This is a genomic window from Bacillus sp. DX4.1 (assembly GCF_030348195.1).
In the GTDB taxonomy this organism is placed as follows: domain Bacteria; phylum Bacillota; class Bacilli; order Bacillales; family Bacillaceae_G; genus Bacillus_A.
Genome location: NZ_JAUCFT010000008.1, coordinates 4341728 through 4367229, shown reverse-complemented (window position 1 = coordinate 4367229; position 25502 = coordinate 4341728). Strand labels below are relative to the sequence as shown.

At 38.1% G+C, this 25502-nt stretch carries 21 protein-coding genes and 1 pseudogene; 16 read left to right on the top strand and 6 right to left on the bottom strand.

What is annotated here, in order from left to right; genetic code table 11:
- Window positions 1–8 precede the first annotated feature (8 nt).
- Complete coding sequence (locus QUF99_RS25220; RefSeq protein WP_289373785.1) at window positions 9–929, bottom strand: alpha/beta fold hydrolase; 921 nt, start codon at window positions 927–929, stop codon at window positions 9–11.
- Between the two features lie 493 nt (window positions 930–1422).
- Here QUF99_RS25220 and QUF99_RS25215 point away from each other — a divergent pair, with 493 nt between their 5' ends.
- The 6 genes from QUF99_RS25215 (at window position 1423) to QUF99_RS25190 (ending at window position 11220) form a co-directional block, all read left to right on the top strand.
- On the top strand, window positions 1423–2367 hold the full coding sequence (locus QUF99_RS25215) for an L-lactate dehydrogenase (protein WP_286122448.1): 945 nt from the start codon (window positions 1423–1425) through the stop codon (window positions 2365–2367).
- Window positions 2368–3105: 738 nt separating this feature from the next.
- Entirely contained in the window at window positions 3106–5043 is a 1938-nt protein-coding gene (glgB, locus tag QUF99_RS25210) for a 1,4-alpha-glucan branching protein GlgB (RefSeq protein WP_289373783.1), read from the top strand.
- Window positions 4991–6121: a glucose-1-phosphate adenylyltransferase gene (locus QUF99_RS25205; RefSeq protein ID WP_289373782.1), complete on the top strand. Its 1131-nt coding sequence runs from the start codon at window positions 4991–4993 to the stop codon at window positions 6119–6121. Before glgB ends, QUF99_RS25205 begins: the two co-directional genes overlap by 53 nt.
- Window positions 6122–6139: 18 nt before the next feature.
- Window positions 6140–7174 carry a GlgC family sugar phosphate nucleotidyltransferase gene (locus QUF99_RS25200; protein ID WP_289373781.1) on the top strand — a complete coding sequence of 345 codons (1035 nt, stop codon included), beginning with the start codon at window positions 6140–6142 and terminating at the stop codon, window positions 7172–7174.
- 188 nt (window positions 7175–7362) lie between these two features.
- Window positions 7363–8799 carry a glycogen synthase GlgA gene (gene glgA / locus QUF99_RS25195; protein WP_289373778.1) on the top strand — a complete coding sequence of 479 codons (1437 nt, stop codon included), beginning with the start codon at window positions 7363–7365 and terminating at the stop codon, window positions 8797–8799.
- Window positions 8800–8811: 12 nt separating this feature from the next.
- Window positions 8812–11220 carry a glycogen/starch/alpha-glucan phosphorylase gene (locus QUF99_RS25190; RefSeq protein WP_289373776.1) on the top strand — a complete coding sequence of 803 codons (2409 nt, stop codon included), beginning with the start codon at window positions 8812–8814 and terminating at the stop codon, window positions 11218–11220.
- Between the two features lie 136 nt (window positions 11221–11356).
- Here the strand turns inward: QUF99_RS25190 and QUF99_RS25185 are convergent, their stop codons facing one another.
- Window positions 11357–11497 carry a hypothetical protein gene (locus QUF99_RS25185; RefSeq protein WP_289373775.1) on the bottom strand — a complete coding sequence of 47 codons (141 nt, stop codon included), beginning with the start codon at window positions 11495–11497 and terminating at the stop codon, window positions 11357–11359.
- 76 nt (window positions 11498–11573) lie between these two features.
- On the bottom strand, window positions 11574–12296 hold the full coding sequence (locus QUF99_RS25180; RefSeq protein WP_289373774.1) for a lipase family protein: 723 nt from the start codon (window positions 12294–12296) through the stop codon (window positions 11574–11576).
- A 196-nt stretch (window positions 12297–12492) separates the two neighbouring features.
- Here QUF99_RS25180 and QUF99_RS25175 point away from each other — a divergent pair.
- Window positions 12493–13277 (top strand): annotated as a pseudogene (locus QUF99_RS25175) (MerR family transcriptional regulator).
- Window positions 13278–13350: 73 nt separating this feature from the next.
- Here the strand turns inward: QUF99_RS25175 and QUF99_RS25170 are convergent.
- Complete coding sequence (locus tag QUF99_RS25170) at window positions 13351–14133, bottom strand: TIGR00266 family protein (protein WP_289373773.1); 783 nt, start codon at window positions 14131–14133, stop codon at window positions 13351–13353.
- A gap of 356 nt (window positions 14134–14489) precedes the next feature.
- On the opposite strand from QUF99_RS25170, the gene cspD reads away from it, so the two are divergent.
- The gene (cspD, locus tag QUF99_RS25165; protein ID WP_286122439.1) at window positions 14490–14690 is read left to right on the top strand and encodes a cold-shock protein CspD; all 201 of its coding nucleotides are present in this window, start codon (window positions 14490–14492) and stop codon (window positions 14688–14690) included.
- 39 nt (window positions 14691–14729) lie between these two features.
- Here cspD and QUF99_RS25160 read toward each other — a convergent pair whose 3' ends face one another.
- Both QUF99_RS25160 and QUF99_RS25155 read right to left on the bottom strand, forming a co-directional pair.
- Complete coding sequence (locus QUF99_RS25160; RefSeq protein WP_289373772.1) at window positions 14730–15461, bottom strand: TraR/DksA C4-type zinc finger protein; 732 nt, start codon at window positions 15459–15461, stop codon at window positions 14730–14732.
- A gap of 183 nt (window positions 15462–15644) precedes the next feature.
- Complete coding sequence (locus QUF99_RS25155) at window positions 15645–16598, bottom strand: 1,4-dihydroxy-2-naphthoate polyprenyltransferase (RefSeq protein WP_289373770.1); 954 nt, start codon at window positions 16596–16598, stop codon at window positions 15645–15647.
- A 191-nt stretch (window positions 16599–16789) separates the two neighbouring features.
- Between QUF99_RS25155 and QUF99_RS25150 the strand changes: the two genes are divergently transcribed.
- From QUF99_RS25150 to QUF99_RS28785, 8 genes are all read left to right on the top strand, one after another.
- Window positions 16790–18184, top strand: coding sequence for an isochorismate synthase (locus tag QUF99_RS25150; RefSeq protein ID WP_289373769.1), 1395 nt, complete (start codon window positions 16790–16792; stop codon window positions 18182–18184).
- Window positions 18181–19935, top strand: a complete 1755-nt coding sequence (gene menD, locus QUF99_RS25145; RefSeq protein WP_289373767.1) for a 2-succinyl-5-enolpyruvyl-6-hydroxy-3-cyclohexene-1-carboxylic-acid synthase — start codon at window positions 18181–18183, stop codon at window positions 19933–19935. Before QUF99_RS25150 ends, menD begins: the two co-directional genes overlap by 4 nt.
- Window positions 19932–20744, top strand: a complete 813-nt coding sequence (menH, locus tag QUF99_RS25140) for a 2-succinyl-6-hydroxy-2,4-cyclohexadiene-1-carboxylate synthase (protein ID WP_289373765.1) — start codon at window positions 19932–19934, stop codon at window positions 20742–20744. Before menD ends, menH begins: the two co-directional genes overlap by 4 nt.
- A gap of 105 nt (window positions 20745–20849) precedes the next feature.
- On the top strand, window positions 20850–21668 hold the full coding sequence (menB, locus tag QUF99_RS25135; RefSeq protein ID WP_289373763.1) for a 1,4-dihydroxy-2-naphthoyl-CoA synthase: 819 nt from the start codon (window positions 20850–20852) through the stop codon (window positions 21666–21668).
- 459 nt (window positions 21669–22127) lie between these two features.
- Complete coding sequence (locus QUF99_RS25130) at window positions 22128–23573, top strand: o-succinylbenzoate--CoA ligase (protein WP_289373762.1); 1446 nt, start codon at window positions 22128–22130, stop codon at window positions 23571–23573.
- Window positions 23574–24680, top strand: a complete 1107-nt coding sequence (gene menC / locus QUF99_RS25125) for an o-succinylbenzoate synthase (protein ID WP_289373760.1) — start codon at window positions 23574–23576, stop codon at window positions 24678–24680.
- A gap of 4 nt (window positions 24681–24684) precedes the next feature.
- A complete protein-coding gene (locus QUF99_RS25120; protein WP_289373758.1) occupies window positions 24685–24987 on the top strand; it encodes a nucleotidyltransferase domain-containing protein in 303 nt (100 codons plus the stop codon).
- Window positions 24988–25322: 335 nt separating this feature from the next.
- Window positions 25323–25475, top strand: coding sequence for a YjcZ family sporulation protein (locus tag QUF99_RS28785; protein ID WP_483298643.1), 153 nt, complete (start codon window positions 25323–25325; stop codon window positions 25473–25475).
- The last annotated feature ends 27 nt before the right edge of the window (window positions 25476–25502 follow it).

Sequence of the window (25502 nt, the reverse complement as noted above, 5' to 3'; positions counted from 1 at the left end):
CTCTTTTTTTATTTAGTATAAAATGATGTTTCTGAGGTGTCTTTATAATTTGTAACATTAATGATTGTTTGTAAAATAGATTCCCATATGTGAGGATCATCGGGTAAAAAATGTCCTGCATCTTTTATATAGTGGGTTGTTACATAGGGAATATCTGCTGCTACTTTTTTTATTTCTTCTATGGAAGCTAAAGTGTCAGCTGTACCATGCCAAATATGCATAGGGATAGAAATATCTTTAAAAGTGAATCCCCAAGATTTTGCTAAGAGTGCAGGTTCTGTTACAGCTTCATCTACACTATTTCGCAGAGCTTCTTTCATATGAATCATAGCTACTTTAATATCTTCATCCGTTTTGATGAACTGTTGGTCCCATTTACATAAATGGGTGTCACCTTTTTTCATTGACCGTATATATCTTTCAGGATTCTTTTCCATTTGCTTTTTTTGTGAACGATAAGCCCATTTTAATATCCAAGGTAATCGTTTGGAGATAAAGAAAGCGATTCGATTTTCACGGCACATGCTAGCTGGAGGCTTCTCATTTTCAAATGGAGCTACACTAGAAACCATATTTACGCATTGCAAACGTTCAGGGATTTTGTAAGCACAAGCTGCTGCATAAGCTCCACCGCCTGATACACCTATAATAGAATAAGTTTGAAGCTGTAGTTGATCTGCTAGCTCATTCACATCATCAGCCCAATCTAAAACGGTTCTATTACGTTTTGGATCAGAGAGTCCGTATCCAGGTCTATCTATGGAAATAAGCCGTATGCCTAATCGCTTTGCAACCATATCATCTTTCAATGCCCAAATTCTTGAACCAGGTGTACCATGGAACAGCATTACTGGCAATCCATTTGTTTGTCCATACTCTATATATGCTAAAGTGCGTCCGTCTTGTAATGTTATAACATGATCCTTCATTTTATTCACTCCTTATCATATCAATTAAACCGACCGTTCAGTCTAATTTTATAATAGGATTGATCTATTTGTAAATACTGGGATTTATTCCGCGTTAACGGGCAGTAATATCCCCACCTCAAAATTCAGCAAAGAACAAAGAAGTTAGGTGGGGGATGAAAAAAACCCACTGATTAAAGTTTCACTTTATTATTGGTCAGAAAAAGAAGATTTTTTCCACTTACTTTTAAGGAACAAATTGTGAGAGCGCACTGAAATAAGCTTTTTCACAATCTAAAGAAAAGGCTTCCATTGAGATTGATTCCATACCTGATACGATAACTTTCTCCTATCTGTGAAAAAGTTCACAAATAGGTCATAATATGTGAATGCATTCACAATGATTCGTGCTACAATATGAATGTAAGGAAGTTAAACAACATTAAATTAGTATTTTAATTAATTACTTAAATGACAATAATAAAGAAGTGAACAATAGAGAGGAGAATTTATCATGAAAAAAGGTATCAATCGTGTAGTATTAGTAGGAACAGGTGCTGTAGGTTGTAGTTATGCATATTCTATGATTAACCAAGGTGTAGCTGAGGAATTCGTTCTTGTTGACGTAAATGAAGCAAAAGCAGAAGGAGAAGCAATGGATTTAAGCCATGCAGTTCCATTTGCTCCAGCACCAACAAAAATTTGGAATGGTAGTTATGCAGATTGTAAAGATGCAGATCTTGTTGTTATCACTGCTGGATTACCACAAAAGCCAGGTGAAACTCGCTTAGATTTAGTTGAAAAGAATACAAAAATCTTTAAACAAATCGTTCGTGGCATTATGGATAGTGGATTTGATGGTATCTTCTTAATTGCAACTAACCCAGTTGATATTTTAACTTATGTAACTTGGAAAGAATCTGGATTACCAAAAGAGCGCGTAATCGGTTCTGGTACAACTTTAGACTCTGCTCGTTTCCGCTATATGCTAGGTGACTACTTAAATGTAGATCCACGCAACGTTCACGCATACGTTATCGGTGAACATGGTGATACTGAGCTTCCGGTTTGGAGCCACACTACAGTAGGTGTACAAAAACTAGAAACAATTTTAGCGAACAATGAACAGTATAACCAAAATGATTTAGATAAAATCTTTGTAAATGTACGCGATGCTGCTTACCATATCATTGAGCGTAAAGGTGCAACTTACTACGGAATCGGTATGTCACTTCTACGTGTAACTAAAGCGATCTTAAACAACGAGAATAGCGTGTTAACTGTATCTGCATACCTAGAAGGTCAATACGGCGAAGCTGATGCTTATGTAGGTGTACCGGCTGTAATTAACCGCGAAGGTGTTCGTGAAATTGTTGAGCTTGAGTTAAATGAAGAAGAAAAAGCGAAATTTGCTCATTCTGTAAAAGTATTAAAAGAAACTATGGCACCAGTACTATAAGATAAATTGTTCAGAAGTGGGGACTGCTTCTCCCTTCTGAATTTTTTATATAAATTCCTTTTCCGGTTTCCCTGTATATCCCCAAGTATACACTCTTGCTGGAAAGGGTCGATTATAGCAAAACGCACTCTATGTTAGGATAGAGTGCGTTTTTGTCTTTGTTACGTGAATGGATGGCTTCATATTGACCAAAATTCATATTTGTTAGAACATGAATTTTTGGTTCGCTTTCTTCTGCTTTACTATCTCCAATTGTAATTGTAATTGTAACTGTAACTGGAAAAGAAACTTGAATACCATTAGCCACAGCATTGTTAATAGTAGAAGATGCTGATGTATAGAAAATTCTACTGTGAATGATCCCTTCTTAACACTCTAATGAGCTGTTTGAAGAAGGGATTTCCTGTTTTATAGAGCTTTGCACATTGGGTACCCAATGAGTCTTACAGGCTCTCCACGGGCAGTAATACCCCCTACCTCAAAGTTTTACTTTATGCTGTGCATTACACATGTTTGAGGGAGTGGACTTCTGTTGGAGTACTGTTAAAAATTATATTCAAATAAAACGCTTTCAATGAATATTCGTCAAAATTCGATATTTTCTATCAAATATGCCAGTATTTTCTTTGATTTTAATGAAAAAACGTATATTTATTTAAAATTCCACAAGGATATTTCAGTTTATTATCGAATAGTGAATAGTATTAAAAATTCTGTCATCTTAGTGAGGTGAACATATTGGATGTAACAAATTGTATGGAAGAAGGATTGTATGAGTTTCATAAAGAAGGGTGTTATGAGAGTTATAACATGTTTGGAGCTCACCTTGTAACAGAGCATGAAATACAAGGGGTACGTTTTACAGTATGGGCTCCTCATGCGAAAGTCGTAAGTGTTGTCGGAGATTTCAATGAATGGGACAACGAAAAAAATAGGATGGTAAAAATGACAGAGCAAGGTATTTGGTCATTATTCATACCGAAACTGGAGACATACGAAATATATAAGTATGCAATCAAAACTTCTGGTGATGAAATAATTTTAAAAGCAGATCCATATGCAACATATGCAGAAGTACGACCAAATACGGCATCTGTTATTTTTGATATAAAGGGATATGAATGGGATGATAAAAATTGGTTTCGAAAAAAGAAGCGAAAGCTAATTTATCAAGAAGCAATGGCAATTTATGAATTGCATTTTGGTTCATGGAAAAAGAAAGAAGATGGCTCGCTGTACTCGTATCGAGAAATGGCAGAGGAGCTTATTCCTTATGTAGTGGAGCATCAATTTACTCATATTGAAATCATGCCGCTTATTGAGCATCCGTACGATCGTTCTTGGGGATATCAAGGTACTGGATATTATGCGATGACGAGTCGATTTGGTACACCGCATGATTTTATGTATTTTGTCGATGAATGTCATAAATATGGGATCGGTGTCATTTTAGATTGGGTACCAGGACATTTTTGTAAAGATGCCCATGGGCTGCATTTATTTGATGGAGAACCAACGTATGAATATAGGGACTCTGATGTACAGGAAAATCATGTTTGGGGAACGGTAAACTTTGATTTAGGAAAACAGGAAGTCCGAAACTTTTTAATTTCAAATGCACTGTTTTGGATGAAACATTATCATATTGATGGTTTTCGTGTTGATGCAGTTGCAAATATGTTGTATTGGGAAAAGGATGGAAAGCAACAAAGTAATGAGTATGCGGTCGCCTTTTTGCGCCAATTAAATGAGGTGGTATTTGCTGAGGATTCAACATTTCTTATGACCGCTGAAGATTCAACAGCTTGGCCACTTGTGACTGCTCCAACGTATGAGGGCGGACTTGGTTTTAATTATAAGTGGAATATGGGCTGGATGAATGATGTACTGAAATATATGGAATGTGCACCAGAATATCGTAAATATATTCATGAGAAAATGACATTTTCTTTGCTATATGCTTATTCAGAAAACTTTATTTTACCTTTATCCCACGATGAAGTTGTTCACGGGAAAAAATCGTTATTAAATAAAATGCCGGGAGATTATTGGTCGAAGTTTGCGCAGCTTCGTTTATTGTACGGATATTTCTTCACACATCCAGGGAAGAAATTGCTCTTTATGGGTGGTGAATTTGGACAATTTGATGAGTGGAAAGATCTCGAAGATTTAGATTGGAACTTACATGATTTTGAAATGCATGATCGTATGCATGATTACTTTAAAGAACTCATAGCATTGTATAAGCGCTCAAAGCCACTTTGGCAATTAGATCATTCACAAGAAGGATTTGAGTGGATTGATGCAGATAACCGAGAACAAAGTATTTTTTCATTTATTCGCAAAGGGGAGAAAGAGGAAGAGATCCTTGTTGTTGTATGTAATTTCACAAATGCTGTGTATGAAAACTACAAAGTAGGTGTACCAGCATTTCAATATTATAACGAGATTTTAAATAGTGATGATCCGGTATACGGCGGTTCAGGACAGGTAAACAAAAAACGGTTAAAGACGATTATAGAGTCGTATCATAATCAGTCTGCTCATGTAGAAATAACAATTCCACCATTTGGCGTTTCAATTTTACGGCCAGTGAAAACGAGAAAGGGGAGCAAAAAACAAGATGGTTCAAAAGCAGACTTGCGTAGCGATGTTATTGGCAGGGGGAAAAGGTAGTCGTTTAAGTGCGTTAACAAAAAATTTAGCTAAGCCAGCTGTTCCATTTGGCGGTAAATATCGAATTATCGATTTCACATTAAGTAATTGTGCAAATTCTGGAATTGAAACGGTCGGGATATTGACGCAGTACCAACCGCTAGAGCTTCATAATTATATTGGTATTGGGAGCGCATGGGATTTAGATCGTGTCAATGGAGGGGTAACTGTACTTCCGCCGTATGCGGAATCTTCTGGTGTGAAATGGTATACAGGGACGGCTAGTGCGATTTATCAAAACTTGAATTATTTATGTCAATATAATCCAGAATATGTTCTGATTTTATCAGGTGATCACATTTATACGATGGATTATAGCAAAATGCTGGATTATCATATTGAAAAAGAGGCAGACGTTTCTATTTCTGTTATTGAAGTACCTTGGGAAGAAGCAAGTCGTTTTGGAATTATGAATACAAATGAAGAAATGGAAGTTGTTGAGTTTGAAGAAAAACCACAATATCCAAGAAGTAACCTTGCATCGATGGGGATTTATATTTTTAATTGGTCTGTTTTGAAAGAGTATTTAGAGATGGATGCAAGAAATCCAGACTCGAGTAATGATTTTGGAAAAGATGTAATTCCACTTTTATTAGATGAAAAGAAGAAATTAATGGCGTATCCATTTAGTGGATATTGGAAAGATGTTGGTACGGTGAAAAGTTTGTGGGAAGCAAATATGGATTTGCTTCATGAGGAATCATCTTTGAATTTATATGACCGTGGCTGGCGTGTGTATTCTGTGAATCCCAACCAACCACCGCAATATATTTCTGAGAAGGCAAAGGTAGAGGAATCATTAATTAATGAAGGCTGTGTAATTGAAGGGGATGTAGCGCATTCTGTTCTATTCCAAGGGGTAACAGTTGGAGAAGGAAGTATCATTAAGGATTCAGTTATTATGCCAGATGCTAAGATTGGCAAACATGTAGTCATTGAAAGAGCGATTGTTGGACCTGAAATGATTATTGAAGATGGAACGATTATTCGACCAGAAAAAAATATGGATGAAGTTGTACTTATAGCAGATGGGAATTAATTAAGGAGGATGGGATGAATGGGAGAATCAATGTTAGGAATTATTAATGCAACTGGAAGTTTTCCTTCCTTACAGAAAGTAACAGGCCACCGTTCACTGGCAGCATTACCATTTGGGGGACGTTATCGTCTTATTGATTTTATGCTTTCTAATATGGTAAATTCCCATATTCATAGTGTAGCGATTTTTACCAGTCATAAAAATCGTTCCTTAATGGATCATCTCGGATCAGGAAAACAATGGGATTTAGATCGAAAACGTGACGGCTTATTTTTATTCCCTCCTAATTGCCAATGTGATCAAGATGAGTTTGGTTCCTTTGCTCATTTCCGTAGACATATTGATTATTTTCTACGAAGTAAACAAGAGTATGTTGTTATTACAAACAGCCATCTTGTAACAGCATTAAATTTTCAAGCTGTACTAGAAAGACATATACATACCCGGGCAGATATTACGGAAGTATGCCATGAAGGAGTATCACTGCAAACATATGTATTAAAGAAGGATTTATTGCTAGATTTATTTGAAACGTATAAAGAACAGAAACATTATAGTTTATTTGATGTTGTTAAGGAAAAACGTGGGGAATCCTTATATATTGGGACGTATGAACATACGGGCTATGTAGCGGTCATTGACTCGATTGAGAGCTACTATAAACATAGCTTAGAAATTTTACAGCCTTCTATTTGGAAACAGTTATTTACGAAAGAAGCTCCAATTTTTACAAAGGTTAAAGATGAACCGCCAACGCGCTATATGAAAGGTGCTCAAGTACAAAATACGATGATTGCAAATGGTAGTGTAATTGAAGGGCAAGTGGATCAAAGCATTGTATTCCGTTCTGTAAAGATTGGAAAAGGGTCTATTATTCGCAATAGTATTATTATGCAAAAGAGTCAAATTGGGGATAATTGTATACTAGATGGCGTTATCCTTGATAAGGATGTAAAAATTGAAGATGGTGTGATCTTAACGGGAACGGCTCATAACCCGTATGTTGTAGAAAAAGGTAGTGTACAGAGTCATAACATAACTAGTTATTCATAAAAGCTCTGTACAAAATGGTAGTAGGCAAGATTTTCACAAGTTGTGATAACCATCAGCGGGGGAATGAGGCTCCCACTGATGGAAGTTTCACTTGTTAAAAATAGTAGCACAATTTTTAAAATTCGAAGGGAGGAAGCTGTAAGAAAAGCAATGAGGGTATATTTGTTTTTCATGCAGTGGAACAACACGTGAATATTTTATTTGCAGTATCAGAATGCGTACCGTTTATTAAATCGGGAGGCTTAGCAGATGTGGCGGGTGCACTTCCAAAAGAACTGAAAAAATTAGGGGTGAATGTCCGCATTATACTTCCAAATTACAGTCTAATTACCGATCACTTGCGAGAAACATGTACGCTCCATAAGGTAATCAACGTTCAGCTTGGTTGGCGAAATCAATATTGTGGGATTTTAAAAGGAGAACAAGATGGGATTACTTATTATTTAATTGACAATGAATATTATTTTAACAGGGATTCGCTCTATGGGCATTACGATGATGGGGAACGCTTTTCTTTCTTTTCCAAGGCGGTATTAGAGTCTATTCCACATTTAGATTTCGAAGTGGATATTCTTCATTCTCATGATTGGCATACAGCGATGGCTAATTTTTTATTGCGCGAACAATATGGAGATCAGCCATTATATAAACATATTAAAACGGTTTTTACCATTCATAATTTACAGTTTCAAGGTGTATTTCCACCTGTGGTTATGCACGATTTATTGAATCTTGGTGATGAATATTTTCATAGTGAACAGCTCGAATTTTATGGGAATGTCAACTTTATGAAAGGTGGCATTATTGCTTCGGATTGCATTACAGCTGTTAGTCCCACTTATAAAGAAGAAATTCAATATCCATTCTTTGGAGAAAAGCTAGATGGTTTATTGCGCAAATATAATGATAAGCTCATTGGAATTATAAATGGTATTGATACGGTTGTTTACAATCCGCAAACGGATCCATTCATTACCGCCCCATATGATGCCAAAACATTATTTAAAAAACGAGAAAATAAATATGCTTTGCAGCGTTATTTTGGTTTACCTGAAAAGGCAGACACACCAATTGTTGCAATGGTAACACGCTTAACAAAGCAAAAAGGTTTGGATTTAGTCCGCGGTGTGTTCCATGAAATGATGCAAGAAAATGTACAATGTATCATTTTAGGATCAGGGGATGCCGAATATGAACAGTTTTTTGAAAGAATGGCATGTGAGTATCCAGAAAAAGTAAAAGTGTATATTGGCTTTAATGAAGAGCTGGCACATCAAGTATATGCGGGTAGCGATTTATTTTTAATGCCATCATTATTTGAACCATGTGGCTTAGGACAACTGATTGCACTGGCATATGGTGTTATTCCGATTGTAAGGGAAACAGGAGGATTGAATGATACGGTTCAGTCTTATGATGAGAAAACTGACTCTGGAAATGGCTTTAGCTTTACAAATTTTAATGCACATGACATGTTACATACGGTTCGTCGTGCACTAAAGTATTATCATAACAAACCAGTGTGGAACGGGCTTGTAAAACAGGCGATGACAGAAGATTACAGCTGGAAAAAGTCAGCACGTCAATATAGCGAGTTGTATAAAAGTTTGTTGGATCATTCCTAAGAGGTGAAAAAAATGTTTACTCATACAGAAAGCTTTAAAGCAGCCTTTTTAGAAAAACTAGAAACAATGTATGGAAAAAGTTTCAAAGATTCTACAAGTCGTGATCATTATAATACACTTGGGCATATGGTACGTGAGTATATGAATCAGCATTGGATTGCAACGAACGAAAGATATAGGGCAGGGAATCAAAAGCAAATGTATTACTTATCGATTGAGTTTTTATTAGGTCGTTTACTTGGTAGTAATATGCTCAACTTAGGGATTCATGATGTATGTGAACAAGGGCTAGCAGAGCTGGGGATTTCCTTGCAAGAATTAGAAGAGAGTGAAGCGGATGCTGGACTTGGAAACGGAGGGCTTGGACGTTTAGCAGCCTGCTTTCTTGATTCCCTTGCATCTTTAAACCTCCCAGGACACGGATGTGGTATTCGTTATAAACATGGTTTGTTTGATCAAAAAATTGTAGATGGGTATCAAGTGGAATTACCAGAGCAGTGGTTGCAACATGAAAATGTATGGGAAGTTAGAAGGCATGACCAAGCAGTTGAAGTAAGCTACTTTGGACAAGTGGAAGCAGTGCAAATCAATGGCCGCCTAGAGTTTCGGCATACAAATGCGGAAGTGATTATGGCAGTTCCATATGACATTCCGGTTGTTGGATATGAAACGGATACTGTGAATACACTTCGACTTTGGAATGCAGAGCCGGTTCCTTTTCCGCAAAATTGTAAAGATGTTTTGAAGTATAAACGTGAAACAGAAGTCGTGTCGGAATTTTTATATCCGGATGATACACATGATGAAGGGAAAATATTACGGTTAAAACAGCAATATTTTCTTGTATCATCAAGTTTGCAAAATATTGTTCGTTTGCACCGGGAGCAAAACGGTACACTTCGAAATTTGCATGAAAAAATTGCAATCCATATTAATGATACCCATCCAGTACTTGCAATTCCGGAATTAATGCGCATTTTATTAGATGAGGAAAAGATGGGCTGGGAAGATGCATGGTATATCACAATGCATACGATTTCTTATACGAATCATACGACATTATCAGAAGCGCTAGAAAAGTGGCCAATTCATATTTTTCAGCCGTTATTGCCGCGGATTTATATGATTATTGAAGAGATCAATGAACGCTTCTGTCATGAATTATGGGAACGGTATCCGTATGATTGGGCGCGAATTGAAGACATGGCGATTATTGCACATAATCTTGTGAAAATGGCTCATTTAGCAATTGTCGGGAGCTATAGTGTAAATGGAGTGGCTAAAATTCATACGGAAATTTTGAAACAACGTGAGATGCGTTTGTTTTATGAGTTTTATCCGGAAAAATTTAATAACAAAACAAATGGCATTACGCATCGACGCTGGTTGTTAAAGGCCAATCCGCAGCTTTCTAACTTGATTTCAGGAGCAATCGGAACAGAATGGATGAAGTATCCAGAACAATTGCAAGCATTGCAAAGCTATCAGTATGATACTGCTTTTCAAGATCAATTGCATGCTGTAAAGCAGCAACGTAAAATGATATTGATGAAGCGAATTGCAGATAAAACGGGGATTCTCGTTGATCCACATTCTATTTTTGATGTGCAAGTAAAACGATTACACGCTTATAAAAGGCAATTATTAAATGTGCTACATATTTTATATTTGTACAATCGTTTAAAAGAGGATTCGAGTTTTTCATTCTATCCACGCACATTTATTTTTGGAGCAAAAGCATCACCAGGTTATTATTATGCAAAAAAAATTATTAAATTAATAAATGAACTTGCTCGAAAAGTGAATGAGGACCCGTATGTTAGTCAATATATGAAAGTTATTTTTCTAGAAAACTATCGTGTCTCCGTGGCTGAAGATATATTTCCAGCAGCAGATGTGAGTGAACAAATTTCGACGGCAAGTAAAGAAGCATCTGGAACAGGGAATATGAAGTTTATGATGAATGGTGCCATTACGTTAGGGACGCTAGATGGGGCCAATATTGAAATAAGGGAAAAAGTGGGCGAGGATGCTAGCTTTATTTTTGGTTTAACAGCTGAGGAAGTGTTACATTATTATCAGAATGGTGGGTACCGGGCGAATGAGTATTATCATCATAACTCACATATTAAAAAAGTGGTAGATCAGTTAACAAACGGATTTTTCACAAACGCTGGAGCAGAGTTTGAAGCGATTTATGATTCGCTTGTCATTCAAAATGATGAATACTTTGTTCTTCGTGATTTTGGGCCGTATGTAGATTGTCAAGAATCAGTGGGAAGAACCTATGAAAATCGTAGAAAATGGCTGGAAATGTCCATTATAAATATTGCACAATCGGGTTATTTTGCGAGTGACCGTACAATTTTACAGTATAGTAAGGAAATTTGGGGAATTGCTAACAAAATGCATGCAAAGTAAAACAGCTTGGAGTTTTCCAAGCTGTTTTACTTTATCCCGCTATTCGTGGGCAGTAATACCCCCACCCCAAAGTTTAGCAAAAAGCAAAGAAGTTAGTTGGGGAATGAAGCTCCCTGATAATCAAAGTTTCACTTTATTATACTGCTGCAACATAAGGAATCTGTGTATATAACATACCCTGACCATCATATTCCTCTGTAACAAAGTATGAGAATGTGAAGAAACCCGTAGCACTAATAAGTAAAAGAAGAAAAAATGCAAAAATAATTTTTAACATGTTTGGTCCCCTCATCCTAAAATAGATACTCTTATTATTATAATATATTATTCTTGTTTACCCCAATGATTTCCAATTAAAAGAGAGAAGTGAGACATGCTTTATATGTTGTCATAGAATGGTTTTTTATAATAGACTTCATATTTTTAGCAAATGTCATACTATGGTGAACATGAGAATATTCCCATTCTTGATCGTTAAACTGTACTTTACGAGGAGGAAGAAGTGGGACGACATCAAATAAATTAACGAGGCGAAAGCTACTGGCAACTTGTATTTTATAATAATTTCGAAAGGCAATATCCCCAACCTTTGGGGAGGCAAAGGTATAGAGGCTGCATCGTGAGAAAGAAGTATTTACGCGTGCATCTAATATGTGAAGTGCAGCAAGGGCCCCTCCTAAACTATGCCCTGTAACAAGAAGTGTTTTATGTGATGGCAAAGATACGAGCATATCCATAATGGAATCACGACAGGATTCATAAATAGAGAGGAATCCATTGTGAACGTTCCCACTATTGAAGGAATAAGGATAAGGTTTTTGATTAACAAGAGAATCAGTAACCCAATTCGGATCAGATTGGGTTCCGCGAAATGCGATAATGACGGTGTCTTCAGATTCTAGTATGAAGCCGAACCATTCTGTTGTCTGAATGGATTTTGCTTGAAAGCCTTGTACATATTGAAACCCGTCAGGTATTTGAAAAATCCCGTTTTGCTTATATTGTTCATATGTTAATTCACAGCATGTGGCTAACAATATGGCAGTATCTTTATCAAAGGATAAAGGAGTACGCATTAAGGAAGCCCTCCTTAAGAAGAAAGTATAGTTCAATATATGAGTTAAAGGAGGGAATCATTCTTTGAGTAGCTTTAAAACAAAGCGAGATGAAAAAATGAACATTTTTGCGACTTAACACTTGAACCTTCAGTTACGTGAGGTAGTATGATCTGGGTAACCACATCGGTAAAAAGAATGTAGGGGGAAATAACAGATGAGTAATAATGAAGGTTATTCAATTGGAGAGTTTTCGAAAAGAACAGGCACATCAATACGGACACTACATTATTACGATGAAATTGGATTACTCACACCTGAAAAACATCCTAGTTCCGGACATCGAATATATAAAAGTCAAGACATATTAACGTTGCAAAAGATAGTAAGTCTTAAATTTTTAGGATATAGTCTAGATGAAATTTGTGTAATGGTGAATATGTCTAGCTTTAGCGTAAACTTAAAAGAAACATTACAGAATCAAAAGAATGCTTTTGAAGAAAAAAGAAACATATCGAGGCTTCTCTGAAAGCAATTAATCGAACGATTATTTTGTTAGAGGAAGAAGGGAAAGTAGATAGTGACATTTTAATGAGTTTAATCAGTAATATACAAAAAGAAAGTGAACAACGTTTATGGCTTGAAGAATATATGTCTAAGGAAGTCATTGATCAATTATATAATAAATCTGAAGAAGATATGGTGGAATTTGATAAAGAATTTATCCATTTGTCTAAAGAGGTAAAGAGATTATTTGGAAGGCCAGTTCATGATTCAGAGGTACAAAAGCTTGTCGATAAACATATGAAGGCAACTCTTACATATGTGGGTGAAAAAGCGTTATATTCTCTTGGGGAATTAGAGCATATGGAAGAGCAGTATGAGAATATGATTCCGTCTCCGTATACAAAGGAAGAAGAGGAATGGTTAAATCAGGCAATGGAGAATTATATGATTCAGAATGGTATGTACAGTCCATGTGATGAAGAAAAAGATAAATGATTCTTTAAAATGAAAAAGCAAACCGCTCTCCTTATGAGATGTAGCGATTTGCTTTTTTTTGTATTGAACGATTTTACTCTTTACCATCTAGAAGACGGCCAAGTCCACCTAAAACGCTACCTTCACCACTACTTTGAGCTCCTGGACTCGTAATACGCTGTGCTAAGCGGCTTAATGTTAAGGATTGAATCCAAACCGTTCCGGGACCTTCTAATGTTGCAAAGAATAAGCCTTCTCCGCCAAATAAAGCAGTTTTTACATTGCCTACGAATTGAATATCGTAATTAACATCTCTTGTCATTGCAACGAGGCAACCTGTATCAATGCGCAATTTTTCACCAGGTTTTAGTTCCCGTTTGTACACTGTGCCACCTGCGTGCATGAAAGCAAGTCCGTCACCTTCAAGCTTTTGCATAATAAAGCCTTCTCCGCCGAAAAAGCCACTGCCTAGTTTTTTTGTGAATTCAATGCCGATAGAGACACCTTTTGCAGCGCAAAGAAAAGCATCTTTTTGACAAATAACTTTGCCATTATATTCTCTTAAATCAACAGGAATAATTTTCCCAGGGTATGGTGCAGCAAATGATACGTGACGCTTACCGTGTCCGGTGTTTGTAAATACGGTCATGAACATGCTTTCGCCTGTAACGAGACGCTTTCCAGCACCCATTAATTTACCGAAAAGGCCACTTGATTGTCCGCGGCCATCACCAAATATCGTTTCCATTTCAATATGATCTTCCATCATCATCATTGCCCCAGCTTCTGCAACGACGCTCTCCTCTGGATCTAATTCAATTTCTACAAATTGCATATCATCGCCATACAATTTATATTCAATTTCATGTGCTTTCATCATCTTCACCTCGAATGTAATATATAAGTATATTGTACAGAAATTATGGATTTTAGAAAACTTAAGTTTTGTTAATTTTCTAATGAAAAGTGGAAGAAATTAAAATTTTTAGGTTCTATCTGCATGTAACCATTATATTTCCTTAGAAGAGGAAAAGAAAATTTTGAAATGAAAGTGTTCTCATTTGACGTTTTCTATATACCATGATATAGTGAAGTCACTATTGAGCTACATAATGTGGTACGGAAATAAAGCGTGTTTACTTCAAGGCGTTAGGCTTGTGATACATTCATGTCCTTTATATCCACCTTTTCATGTGGATTCATAGTTTCATTTTTATTTAGGAGGTACATGACATGCAAACAGGTAAAGTAAAATGGTTTAACGGTGAAAAAGGTTTCGGTTTTATCGAAGTTGAAGGCGGAGAAGACGTATTCGTTCATTTCTCAGCTATTCAAGGCGAAGGCTTCAAAACTTTAGAAGAAGGTCAAGAAGTTTCTTTCGAAATCACTGAAGGTAACCGCGGACCTCAAGCTGCTAACGTTACTAAAAACTAATTATGCGAAAAAAGCATTCCGAAATTCGGAATGCTTTTTTTATGATTTCGAACCAGATTCATCCGAAGAAAGTTCACCTTTATATGTTCTTTCCTCAAAATCATCAAGCATTTGTTCATACTCTTCATGTTCTTCTGTTGCATACACTTGTAGATTCTTTCCATACATATCTGTTCCGATAAAATTCTCGAAATCTTCTACATAACCACGTGGCTCTTCCGCATCTACATACATCTCATCGAAGTTTTTGGAATCGCGGCGTTCCAAATCAGATGGTGTTTCTGACGTTCCGTATAAAGCAACATCTTGCCAAGCATCTTCTGCATCGTATCCAACGGCGCTGTCCATATCATATTTACCAAACGGTGGTTCTATTAATTCTTCTTCAACCGGACGTGCCCCTAAAATTAATTTATTATGCGTATGTTCGATACAGGTTGTTGCAGTGGGCATTGCTTCTAATCGTTCCAGTGGAATTGATTCGCCGGATACTTCACAAATCCCGTATGTGCCCGTCTGTATGCTTTGCAGGGCATGTTTTGTATCTTGCAGTTGTTTATGCCAAAATTCAACGAGTCCTAAATCTTTTTCTCGTTCATATAATTCGGTACCCATATCACCTGGATGATTGTCGTAGGCAGATAATTCTCCAACAGATTCACGTTCGGATGCCCGGTCTTCGCTCTCATGATTTTGCAAAGTTTGTTCCAGTTCTTGTTGTTGCTTTTCTAAAATGGATTTAAAATGATTTAGCTGTTGTGGAGTTAACATAATGTCCACCTTCCTACAATTCGGTTTCCTTATGTAGTATGGGCTGGAATGCAGGAATTATGAATTCAAAAAAAAGGAGCGAAGTCGCCCCTTTTTTATCTCGCTATTCGTGGACAGTAAAAGCCCGATTGGTTCAACCAATGATTAGTGCGGGACGAAAAAAATACTGATCAAAGTTTCACTTTATAGGAAATATCCAAGTAATAAACCAATCCCCATTAAAAATCCAAAGATTGTATTTGTTTTTGCTGTAGCAATCATAGCGGGTACCATTTCCATTGGAATGCTTTTTCCGATAAATCCTTTTGTCGCTTTAAATGCTTTTGGCGCACTTAGGAAAACGATAAGCATCCATGGTGATACAATCCCGACAATAATTAGGCAAATCGTCCAAATGTAGGAAATGATAAACATAGAAGCAAGAACACCAACAGCGTTTTCACGCCCAACGATAATTGCTAACGTGTTACGACCATTTTCTTTGTCTCCATCTAAATCACGAATATTGTTGGAAAGTAAAATTGCTCCAATCAAAATTGCATTTGGAATGGATAGTAAGACTACTTCTGATGTTACAGTTCCAGTTTGGATGAAAAATGAAATGCCAATAATAATAATACCCATAAATAATCCTGCTGTTAATTCCCCAAAAGGTGTATAGGCAATTGGAAGTGGACCACCTGTATAAAGGTAGGCAACAGCCATACAAACAAGTCCGATTGCGGCTAACCACCAGCTAGAATTCATACAAATATAAACTCCTAATAACATGGCGATACCAAAGAATCCAAATGCTAAATTGAGCACTGTTTTTGGCTCAATACCATCGCGGACAATTGCGCCTCCGATGCCAACCGAACCTTCATGATCTAATCCTCTTTTATAGTCAAAGTATTCATTAAACATGTTTGTCGCTGCTTGAATGAGAAGACAAGCGAGAAGCATGATAAAGAAAAGAGGAAGATGTATTTGATTTATGCCCCCTACTTGCATTGCATAAGCTGTTCCGATAAAAACAGGAACAAAAGCTGCTGTTAATGTATGAGGACGTAATAAACTCCACCAAATGCGCCAGCCCGTTTGTTTATTTGGTTTTGGCGACATAGGAGAAGAATTCGTTTCTACTTTCATTTCCATGTTGAATCCTCCTTGTCACGTAATGTACACAATTAAGTGTAGGAAAAGCATCATTTAGTGTCAACGTTTATTTTCTAGGAAGAGAAGGTGAATTTCTCAGAAATGCTAAACGTTGACAGGGCTTTCGTTTGAGGTGTATCTTAAAATCAAGCGTATTTATGACTATTTTTCGCCCATAGGGGGGAGACTTTGTGATTCAAACGAAACAAAAAGATTTACAAGAAGTGATTTTCACAGCTATTCAATGTGCGACTAATGAAAAAGTATTGGTCAGTTTTGTAAAGCAGATAGATTGGATGGATCCGCTTTTTTTCTATGCAGCAGGAAAACAAGTTGCATATGAAAATAGATGTTATTTCGCAGACCCAGCTCAGCATGTGATTTTTGCTGGAATTGGTTCTGCTTTCACTATAGCAAACTCTTCTGATAAACGCTTTCAAACTGCTCGTGAAGAGTGGAGTAAGGTGCAGGAGAAGGCAATGATTCACCGAGACGTATATGAATTTGGAACGGGTCCACTTTTATTCGGTGGCTTTTCATTTGATCCACAAAAAGAGCAAACAGGTCTTTGGAAAGAATTTAAAGATACAACATTGTCGTTACCAGCTTTTCTGTTAACGGTAAAAAATGAGAAAGCATGGCTAACAATTAATACATTTGTCTCAGCTGAAGATTGTGCAGAGACGGTTTATGAAGAGATTGTCTCTTTAGAAGAAAGACTTTTAGAAGAGAGTAAGCGTCCGCTTACAGAAGCAAAATTAACGGTAACTTCTAAAGTAGAAGTTGATCCAAAGGGCTGGATGAGTGCAATTGTAAAAGTGCAGGACGAAATGAAAAAAGGAAGTGTACAGAAGGTTGTATTAGCAAGAGAACTAAAACTGATGATGGATCAAAGTATTGATTCTGCTTCTGTTTTAGAAGCGCTCCGCATCGGACAACCAGATTGCTACATATTTTCCTTTGATTATAAAGAGGCTTGCTTCTTAGGAGCAACGCCTGAGAGATTGATTCGAAAAGAAGGCGGGAAGTTTACGTCTATGTGCCTTGCTGGTTCTATTGGTCATGGTGCTTCTATGGAAGAAAGTAAGCAAAATGGTGATGCACTTCTTCATGATGAAAAGAATTTAGCAGAGCATGGTTATGTAGTTAACATGATTCGGAGCGTATTAACAGAGCATTGTGAATCCGTTAATATTCCGCAGCATCCAGGATTATTAACAACAAAAAATTTACTACATTTGTATACACCAGTTGAAGCGAAAGGTGATGCATCGCTTCTGACGATGGTAGAAGAATTACACCCAACACCAGCCCTTGGCGGTACACCTCGCCTTGAGGCGATGAAGCTCATTCGTGATGTAGAGTCATTAGACCGAGGATTGTACGGAGCGCCGATCGGCTGGATAGATGACAAAGGAAACGGTGAATTTGCGGTAGCTTTACGCTGCGGATTATTGAACGGTGACAGGGCATCCTTATTTGCTGGCTGCGGTATTGTTATCGATTCAGTGCCACAGCTTGAATATGAAGAAACAAGTTTGAAGTTTAGACCGATGCTTGGTGCTTTGGAGGAATTAATGAAATGAATAATCATATAGAAGCATTATCATATTATTTAGGCGCGTTTGTTGACGAACTGGCGCGTCTAAATGTATATGATGTTGTAATTAGTCCAGGTTCGCGGTCAACGCCGTTAGCTTTACTAATGGAACAACATGAACACATACAAACCTATTTGCATGTGGATGAACGATCAGCTGCCTTTTTCGCGCTCGGTATTGCGAAAGCGAAGAAACGTCCTGTAGCGATTTTATGTACATCAGGAACAGCGGCAGCGAACTATTATCCGGCTATTTGTGAAGCATTTCATTCACGAGTACCGCTACTTGTATTAACAGCAGACAGGCCGCATGAATTGCGAGATGTGGGAGCACCGCAGGCGATGAATCAGCTGAATTTATATGGCTCCTTTGTGAAACAGTTTATGGAGATGGCTCTTCCGGAAGCGTCAGAACCAATGTATCATTATGCCCGTATGACGGCTGGGCGCGCTGTTGCAAGCGCATGCTTTACACCAAAGGGACCTGTCCATATTAATTTTCCACTTCGGGAACCGCTAATTCCTGATTTCTCTTTAGAGAATTTATGGGAAAAAGGTCGAGGTGAATATACAGGGGCAGTTCATCAAGGAAACATGACGATGAAGAGTGAATATGTAAGTTCTCTTATAGAGCGCCTTTCGAGCATGGAAAAGGGGCTTATTGTTTGTGGAGACGATAGCCATCCAGATCTTGCTGAAGGTATCACGCAGTTTGCTGAGCAAACTGGATATCCAATTTTAGCGGATCCGCTTTCAGGTCTTCGCACTGGAAATCACGATAAAGCGATGGTGATGGACTGCTACGATACATTTTTACGAAATGAATTGCTAAAGGATACATGGAAGCCAGATATTATTATTCGTTTCGGTGGTATGCCAGTTTCAAAAGCATTAACGCAATATATAAAGAAACAAAAGACAGCTGTTCATATCGTTGTGGATGAATCAGGAAAATGGCGAGATCCTGCTCTTATGGCAACGGAAGTGATATGTGCAAATGATGTAGAGTTTTGTAACCAACTTGCAAGCAGCATCGCTAAGAGAGAAGAGAATGATTGGTTCCAGATGTGGCAACATATAAACGAAAAAACGAAGGAACAACTTCGTGAAGTTGAAACATATGAAACAGCATTTGAAGGAAAAGTGATTACAGATCTTATACATGTTTTACCAGAGAAAGCGACTTTATTTGTGAGCAATAGTATGCCGATTCGTGACACAGATACGTTCTTCTTTACCACAGATAAGCAGATCAATGTGATGGCAAACCGTGGTGTGAATGGTATTGATGGTATTATTTCTACAGCATTAGGTGCGAGCACTGTTTGTGAACCACTTGTATTAGTTGTCGGTGATTTAGCATTCTATCACGATTTAAATGGGTTACTTGCAGCAAAATTACATCAGTTAAATATAACCATTGTTGTTGTAAATAATGACGGTGGCGGAATTTTCTCCTTTTTACCGCAATATGAGAAAAAGGAGCACTTTGAAGCATTATTTGGGACACCGCTTGGACTTGATTATGAGCATGTTGTGAAAATGTATGGTGGTTCATTCACGCGTGTAAATGGATGGGAAGCATTTCGTCATGAAGTACAAAAAGGAACAACTGAAAAAGGCTTACACGTTGTGGAAATTTGTACGAACCGAGAAGAAAACTTACGGATGCACCGTGATTTGTGGGCAGATACATCGAAGGCTGTTACTACACTATTGCAAGGTGAAGCGAAATGAGTGTAATGCTGCAAGGTGTGACGTATGAATATGAAGTGGTCGGGAGTGGAGAACCACTTCTACTTCTTCATGGTTTTACGGGTAGCATGGAGACGTGGCGCACATTTATCCCTTCATGGAGCAAACAATTTCAAGTTATTGTAATCGACCTTGTTGGACACGGGAAAACGGAAAGTCCAGAACAAATCAAACATTACGACATTCAAAATGTTGCTTCCCATATGATTGCATTGCTAGATCACTTGCAAATTCAAAAAGCTCATATACTTGGGTATTCGATGGGTGGAAGACTGGCGATTACAATGGCATGTTTACATCCAGAACGCGTTTCCTCTCTTTTACTAGAGAATTGTACAGCAGGACTTAGGTCAGAAGCAGAGCGCAAAGAACGCCGTGAAAAAGATAAACAGCTTGCGGATAGAATTGAACAAGAAGGCATAGAAGTCTTTGTGAATAAATGGGAAAACATCCCGCTATTTGCTTCGCAAAAAAAATTGTCATTACATGTACAAGAGAAGGTTCGAGAAGAGCGCCTTTTGAATAATCCGAAGGGGTTAGCAAATAGTCTTCGCGGCATGGGAACGGGAGCACAGCCTTCTTGGTGGGAAGAGCTGTATCAACTACAAATGCCTGTCTTGTTAATGAATGGAGAGTATGATCAAAAGTTTTTTCACATCTTAATAAACATGCGAAAACATATCCCTCATGCGCAATTTATAAAAATTGATGGGTCTGGCCATGCAATTCATGTGGAACAACCGCAAAAGTTTGATACAATAGTAAAGGGATTTCTCAAAACCATACAGTGATACTTTCTTCTAGGAATTTTTCCTTTAAGGAGGAGCAGAACTTATAGAGCGTTAGCGTACGAGTTAGATTGAATGGCTAGCGAAATAAAAAGGAGGTAATAGTATATGACAGTTGAATGGGTAAAAGAAGGTAATTACGAAGATATCATTTATTCCACATACAATGGTATCGCAAAAATTTCGATTAACCGCCCTGAAGTACATAATGCATTCCGTCCAAAGACGGTAATGGAGTTAATTAATGCATTTGCACACGCTCGCGATGATGCAAATGTTGGTGTTATCATTTTAACAGGTGAAGGTGGACGTGCATTCTGTTCTGGCGGTGACCAAAAGGTTCGCGGTCATGGCGGATATGTTGGTGAGGACCAAATCCCACGCTTAAACGTATTAGACTTACAACGTTTAATTCGTGCAATTCCTAAACCAGTTATCGCAATGGTAGCAGGTTATGCAATCGGTGGTGGCCACGTACTTCACATCGTATGTGACTTAACAATCGCAGCAGACAACGCTGTATTCGGACAAACTGGTCCTAAAGTAGGTAGCTTTGATGGTGGATACGGTGCTGGCTATTTAGCTCGTATGGTAGGTCATAAAAAAGCACGTGAAATTTGGTATTTATGCCGTCAATACAGTGCACAAGAAGCACTTGATATGGGCTTAGTAAACACAGTTGTTCCATTAGAACAACTTGAAGAAGAAACAGTACAATGGGCACAAGAAATCCTAGCAAACAGCCCAATGGCACTTCGTTTCTTAAAAGCTGCATTTAACGCAGATACAGATGGTTTAGCAGGTATCCAGCAATTGGCTGGCGATGCAACGCTATTGTACTACACAACTGACGAAGCAAAAGAAGGCCGCGATGCGTTTAAAGAAAAACGTAGCCCGAACTTTGATCAGTTCCCTCGTTTCCCTTGAGTCAACTACCCACCACTTAAATGCTAACGCTTTTTGAAGTGGGAGCTTGTAAAAAGCTCTAGTTGTCTAGCCTCGGTCCTTTATGGACTCCGTTCGTAGGTTGCATACCCAAGAATGATTCCCTAGTTCTTGGCTCTATGGTGGCTCTGTAACAGTTCTGATTGGGAAGGAACGGTCAACCACAAGTCTTCTTGTGCAAGAAGTTGCCAACACTTACAAACATTGGCGAAGGGAAACTACATCCTATGGGATGGGCAAAACATGCGTGTATTTGCCAAGAATTACTTTAGGTAGGCTATGCTTAACCGAAATTCATCCCCATCTTACCGCTGGGCTATTGCCTGTTACACGCTTGAAGATGGGGAACTCTTTCGGAAATAGATTAAAAGCAGAACCAAAAAACAAGAGACTTGATGAATTTACATCAAGTCTCTTTCTGTAATGAAAGGAGATTATATAATGGAGACGATGCCCAATTGGTTGATGCAACGTGCATTTTTAACACCAGAGCGCACTGCAATTGAAGCAAAAGAGGAAATTATCACATTTTTAGAACTGCATGAGAAAGTATTATCCGTTTGTGAACACCTTTCACATTTGCATGTAGAAAAAGGTACAAAAGTGGCTGTTCTGATGAAAAATAGTATGGAGATGATTACGGTCATTCACGCCCTATCTTATATGGGGACGGTTGCTGTATTACTAAATACACGTCTTTCAAGAGAAGAGCTACTTTGGCAAATGGAAGATGCTGAAGTGTTTTGTTTACTGACAGATCAAGAATTTGAGACGAAACAAGTACCTGTATATTCATTTGTAGAATTAGTAAGAGGGCCGAAGCAAGCGGCGAGCGTGCAAACGGAATTTTCTTTAGAGCAGGCTATGACGATTATCTATACATCAGGTACAACGGGAAAACCAAAAGGCGTTATATTGACATACGGTAATCATTGGGCGAGTGCAGTTGGATCATCTCTTAATTTAGGGCTTCGTGAAGAGGATTGTTGGTTAGCATGTCTACCGCTCTTTCATGTAGGTGGATTATCCCTTTTAATGAAAAATATAATATATGGCATGCGTATTTTACTTGTTCCGAACTACGACCCAGACTTTATTCATACCGCTTTGCAGACGCGAGGGGTTACGATGATATCTGTCGTCTCTAAAATGCTGACAGACCTATTAGAGAGGCTGCAAGAGGACACATATCCAAAATCCTTACGGTGCGTATTATTAGGCGGAGGACCGGCGCCTAGACCGTTATTAGAGACATGTGTAGACAAAGGGATTCCGGTGTATCAAACGTATGGTATGACGGAAACATCTTCGCAAATTTGTACGTTGGCAGCTGATTATATGTTAACGAAAGTTGGTTCAGCAGGAAAACCACTTTTTCCATGCCAACTTCGCATTGAAAATGATGGAGAATTGGTCCTATCTCACGTTGAAGGGGAAATTGTTGTAAAAGGCCCGAACGTGACGAGTGGTTATTTTAAACGTGAAGAGGCAACTCGTGAAACAGTGCGAGATGGTTGGCTTCATACTGGCGATCTTGGGTATTTGGATGAAGAGGGCTTCCTATATGTACTAGATCGCCGCAGTGATTTAATTATTTCAGGCGGAGAAAATATTTATCCCGCACAAATTGAAGAAGTTTTGCTTGCTCATTCTGCAGTTGGTGAAGCGGGTGTTGTTGGAAAACCGGATGAAAAGTGGGGACAAGTACCCGTTGTCTTTATCGTCAAAACAGAGCATGTAACCGAAGAAGAAGTCATTCAATTTTGTGAAGAAAAGTTAGCACGATATAAAATACCAAAAGAAGTGTATTTCTTATCTGAGTTACCACGTAACGCTTCAAAAAAATTACTAAGACGGGAATTGCGGCAGTTACTGGAGGAAATGTAGATGAGAATAAAAAAGGCGACGCTTTATATAACAGAAATGCCTCTTGTGATTCCTTTTGCAGCAAGTTACGGAACATATAAAACGCGTGAGAGCATTGTAATTGAACTAGAAGATACGGATGGATACATCGGCTTTGGAGAGGTAGTTGCTTTTTCAGAACCATGGTATACAGAAGAAACGGTGACGACAGCGCTTCACATGCTGCAAGATTTTTTATTGCCGGCTCTATCGGGAGCTGAGATTACACATCCGAAAGAAATACCTCATGTCTTCCACCATATAAAACGTAATCGGATGGCAAAAGCGGGTGTAGAAGGTGCTATATGGGATTTATATGCGAAACGTCAAAATCAATCATTGGCTACAGTTCTTGGTGGTACACAACGAGAAATCGAAGTCGGTGTTGTGATTGGTTTAGATACCGTTCCCAATATGTTAAATCGAATTGAAGCATATGCAGAAGAAGGCTATGGGCGTTTTAAAGTGAAAATAAAGCCGGACCTTGATTATGAGTTGCTGAAGGAAATCAGGAGGGTCTTTCCAGAGATTCCATTAATGGCCGATGCAAATTCAGCGTATACGTTAGCGGATATTGAGCAATTAAAGAGGTTAGATGAGTTCCAATTAATGATGATTGAGCAGCCTTTAGAGGATAACGATTTTCTTGATCATGCCAAACTACAAAAGCAGATAGAAACACCGATTTGCTTAGATGAGAGTATTCATAGCCTAGGAGACGTAAGAGTAGCAATTACACTTGGGAGCTGCCGTATTGTGAACATTAAACCTGGACGAGTTGGTGGATTAACAGAGTCGATTCAAATTCATGATTATTGTCAGCAGCATGATATACCTGTTTGGTGCGGCGGTATGGTGGAGATGGGAATTTCACGTGCACAAAACATTGCTTTAGCATCTTTGCCGAACTTTACAATTCCAGGTGATATTTCTGCTTCTAGTAGGCATTGGGAACAAGATATTATTACGCCTGAAGTGATGTTGCAAGGTGGAAAGGTTCTTGTACCTGAGAAAGCTGGGTTTGGATATGAAGTAAACCGGGTAAGACTAGAAGAAATCACAAAGCAACGCATTGTATGTGAGAGGTGAAGTCATGCAAGAGCAGGAAAAAATATTCCGCAATATACAGGTACGTCTATTAGCGACGCCATTTGTAAAAATTGCATATATTTTTGGTTCTCATGCACGAAAGGAAGCGACAAAGAAGTCTGATTATGATATTGCTATTGAAACAACCGATTGTAGTACTAAGGAGTTTCAATGGCTATGGCTTCAATTAATGGAAGATATAGAGGGAAGATATAAAATTGATGTAGTTCATGTAAATACGCTCTCTAATGAACAATTAAAGAAGCGTATATTTCGAGAAGGAAAGCTGTTTGTGCAGCGTATATAAAGAGCCTACGATGATTTAACATCGTAGGCCTTTATATTTTCTTCATCCCCACTGATGGAAATTTTACTTTATTCATAAGTCCAGGGCACTGTCGTATCTTTTAACGAAATGAGCCTGTTTTTGGGAAAAACAAGCTTCCTATTTCCTTTGTAAACATAATATACATTGAATCCGCTCATTTAGAACATGATAGGATCCCCTTGTTATATGAATGATACTAAAGGAGGAATAGAGTAATGAGTGAAAAGTTTGATGACAGACACGATGATAGACACGAACACAGACGCGAACATAGACGCGAACACAGGCACGATCACAGATGCGATGACAGACACATAAGACACGGCTTCGGCGGTGGCTTTGCGCTTCTAATTGTATTGTTTATTTTATTAATTATCATCGGTGCTAGCTGCTTCGGTGGTGGCGGCTGTGGTTACGGCGGTTACGGCGGCGGTTATGGCGGCGGTTATGGCGGTTACTGTTGCTAATCTAAAAACTATAGAAAATAGCCTTGT

Bases quoted from the DNA above. Each gene is read 5' to 3' on its own strand.
- QUF99_RS25220 (WP_289373785.1), bottom strand. From the start codon at position 929: ATGAAGGATCATGTTATAACATTACAAGACGGACGCACTTTAGCATAT.
- QUF99_RS25215 (WP_286122448.1), top strand. From the start codon at position 1,423: ATGAAAAAAGGTATCAATCGTGTAGTATTAGTAGGAACAGGTGCTGTA.
- QUF99_RS25205 (WP_289373782.1), top strand. From the start codon at position 4,991: ATGGTTCAAAAGCAGACTTGCGTAGCGATGTTATTGGCAGGGGGAAAA.
- QUF99_RS25200 (WP_289373781.1), top strand. From the start codon at position 6,140: ATGGGAGAATCAATGTTAGGAATTATTAATGCAACTGGAAGTTTTCCT.
- QUF99_RS25190 (WP_289373776.1), top strand. From the start codon at position 8,812: ATGTTTACTCATACAGAAAGCTTTAAAGCAGCCTTTTTAGAAAAACTA.
- QUF99_RS25185 (WP_289373775.1), bottom strand. From the start codon at position 11,497: ATGTTAAAAATTATTTTTGCATTTTTTCTTCTTTTACTTATTAGTGCT.
- QUF99_RS25180 (WP_289373774.1), bottom strand. From the start codon at position 12,296: ATGCGTACTCCTTTATCCTTTGATAAAGATACTGCCATATTGTTAGCC.
- QUF99_RS25170 (WP_289373773.1), bottom strand. From the start codon at position 14,133: ATGAAAGCACATGAAATTGAATATAAATTGTATGGCGATGATATGCAA.
- cspD (WP_286122439.1), top strand. From the start codon at position 14,490: ATGCAAACAGGTAAAGTAAAATGGTTTAACGGTGAAAAAGGTTTCGGT.
- QUF99_RS25160 (WP_289373772.1), bottom strand. From the start codon at position 15,461: ATGTTAACTCCACAACAGCTAAATCATTTTAAATCCATTTTAGAAAAG.
- QUF99_RS25155 (WP_289373770.1), bottom strand. From the start codon at position 16,598: ATGGAAATGAAAGTAGAAACGAATTCTTCTCCTATGTCGCCAAAACCA.
- menD (WP_289373767.1), top strand. From the start codon at position 18,181: ATGAATAATCATATAGAAGCATTATCATATTATTTAGGCGCGTTTGTT.
- menH (WP_289373765.1), top strand. From the start codon at position 19,932: ATGAGTGTAATGCTGCAAGGTGTGACGTATGAATATGAAGTGGTCGGG.
- menB (WP_289373763.1), top strand. From the start codon at position 20,850: ATGACAGTTGAATGGGTAAAAGAAGGTAATTACGAAGATATCATTTAT.
- QUF99_RS25130 (WP_289373762.1), top strand. From the start codon at position 22,128: ATGGAGACGATGCCCAATTGGTTGATGCAACGTGCATTTTTAACACCA.
- menC (WP_289373760.1), top strand. From the start codon at position 23,574: ATGAGAATAAAAAAGGCGACGCTTTATATAACAGAAATGCCTCTTGTG.
- QUF99_RS25120 (WP_289373758.1), top strand. From the start codon at position 24,685: ATGCAAGAGCAGGAAAAAATATTCCGCAATATACAGGTACGTCTATTA.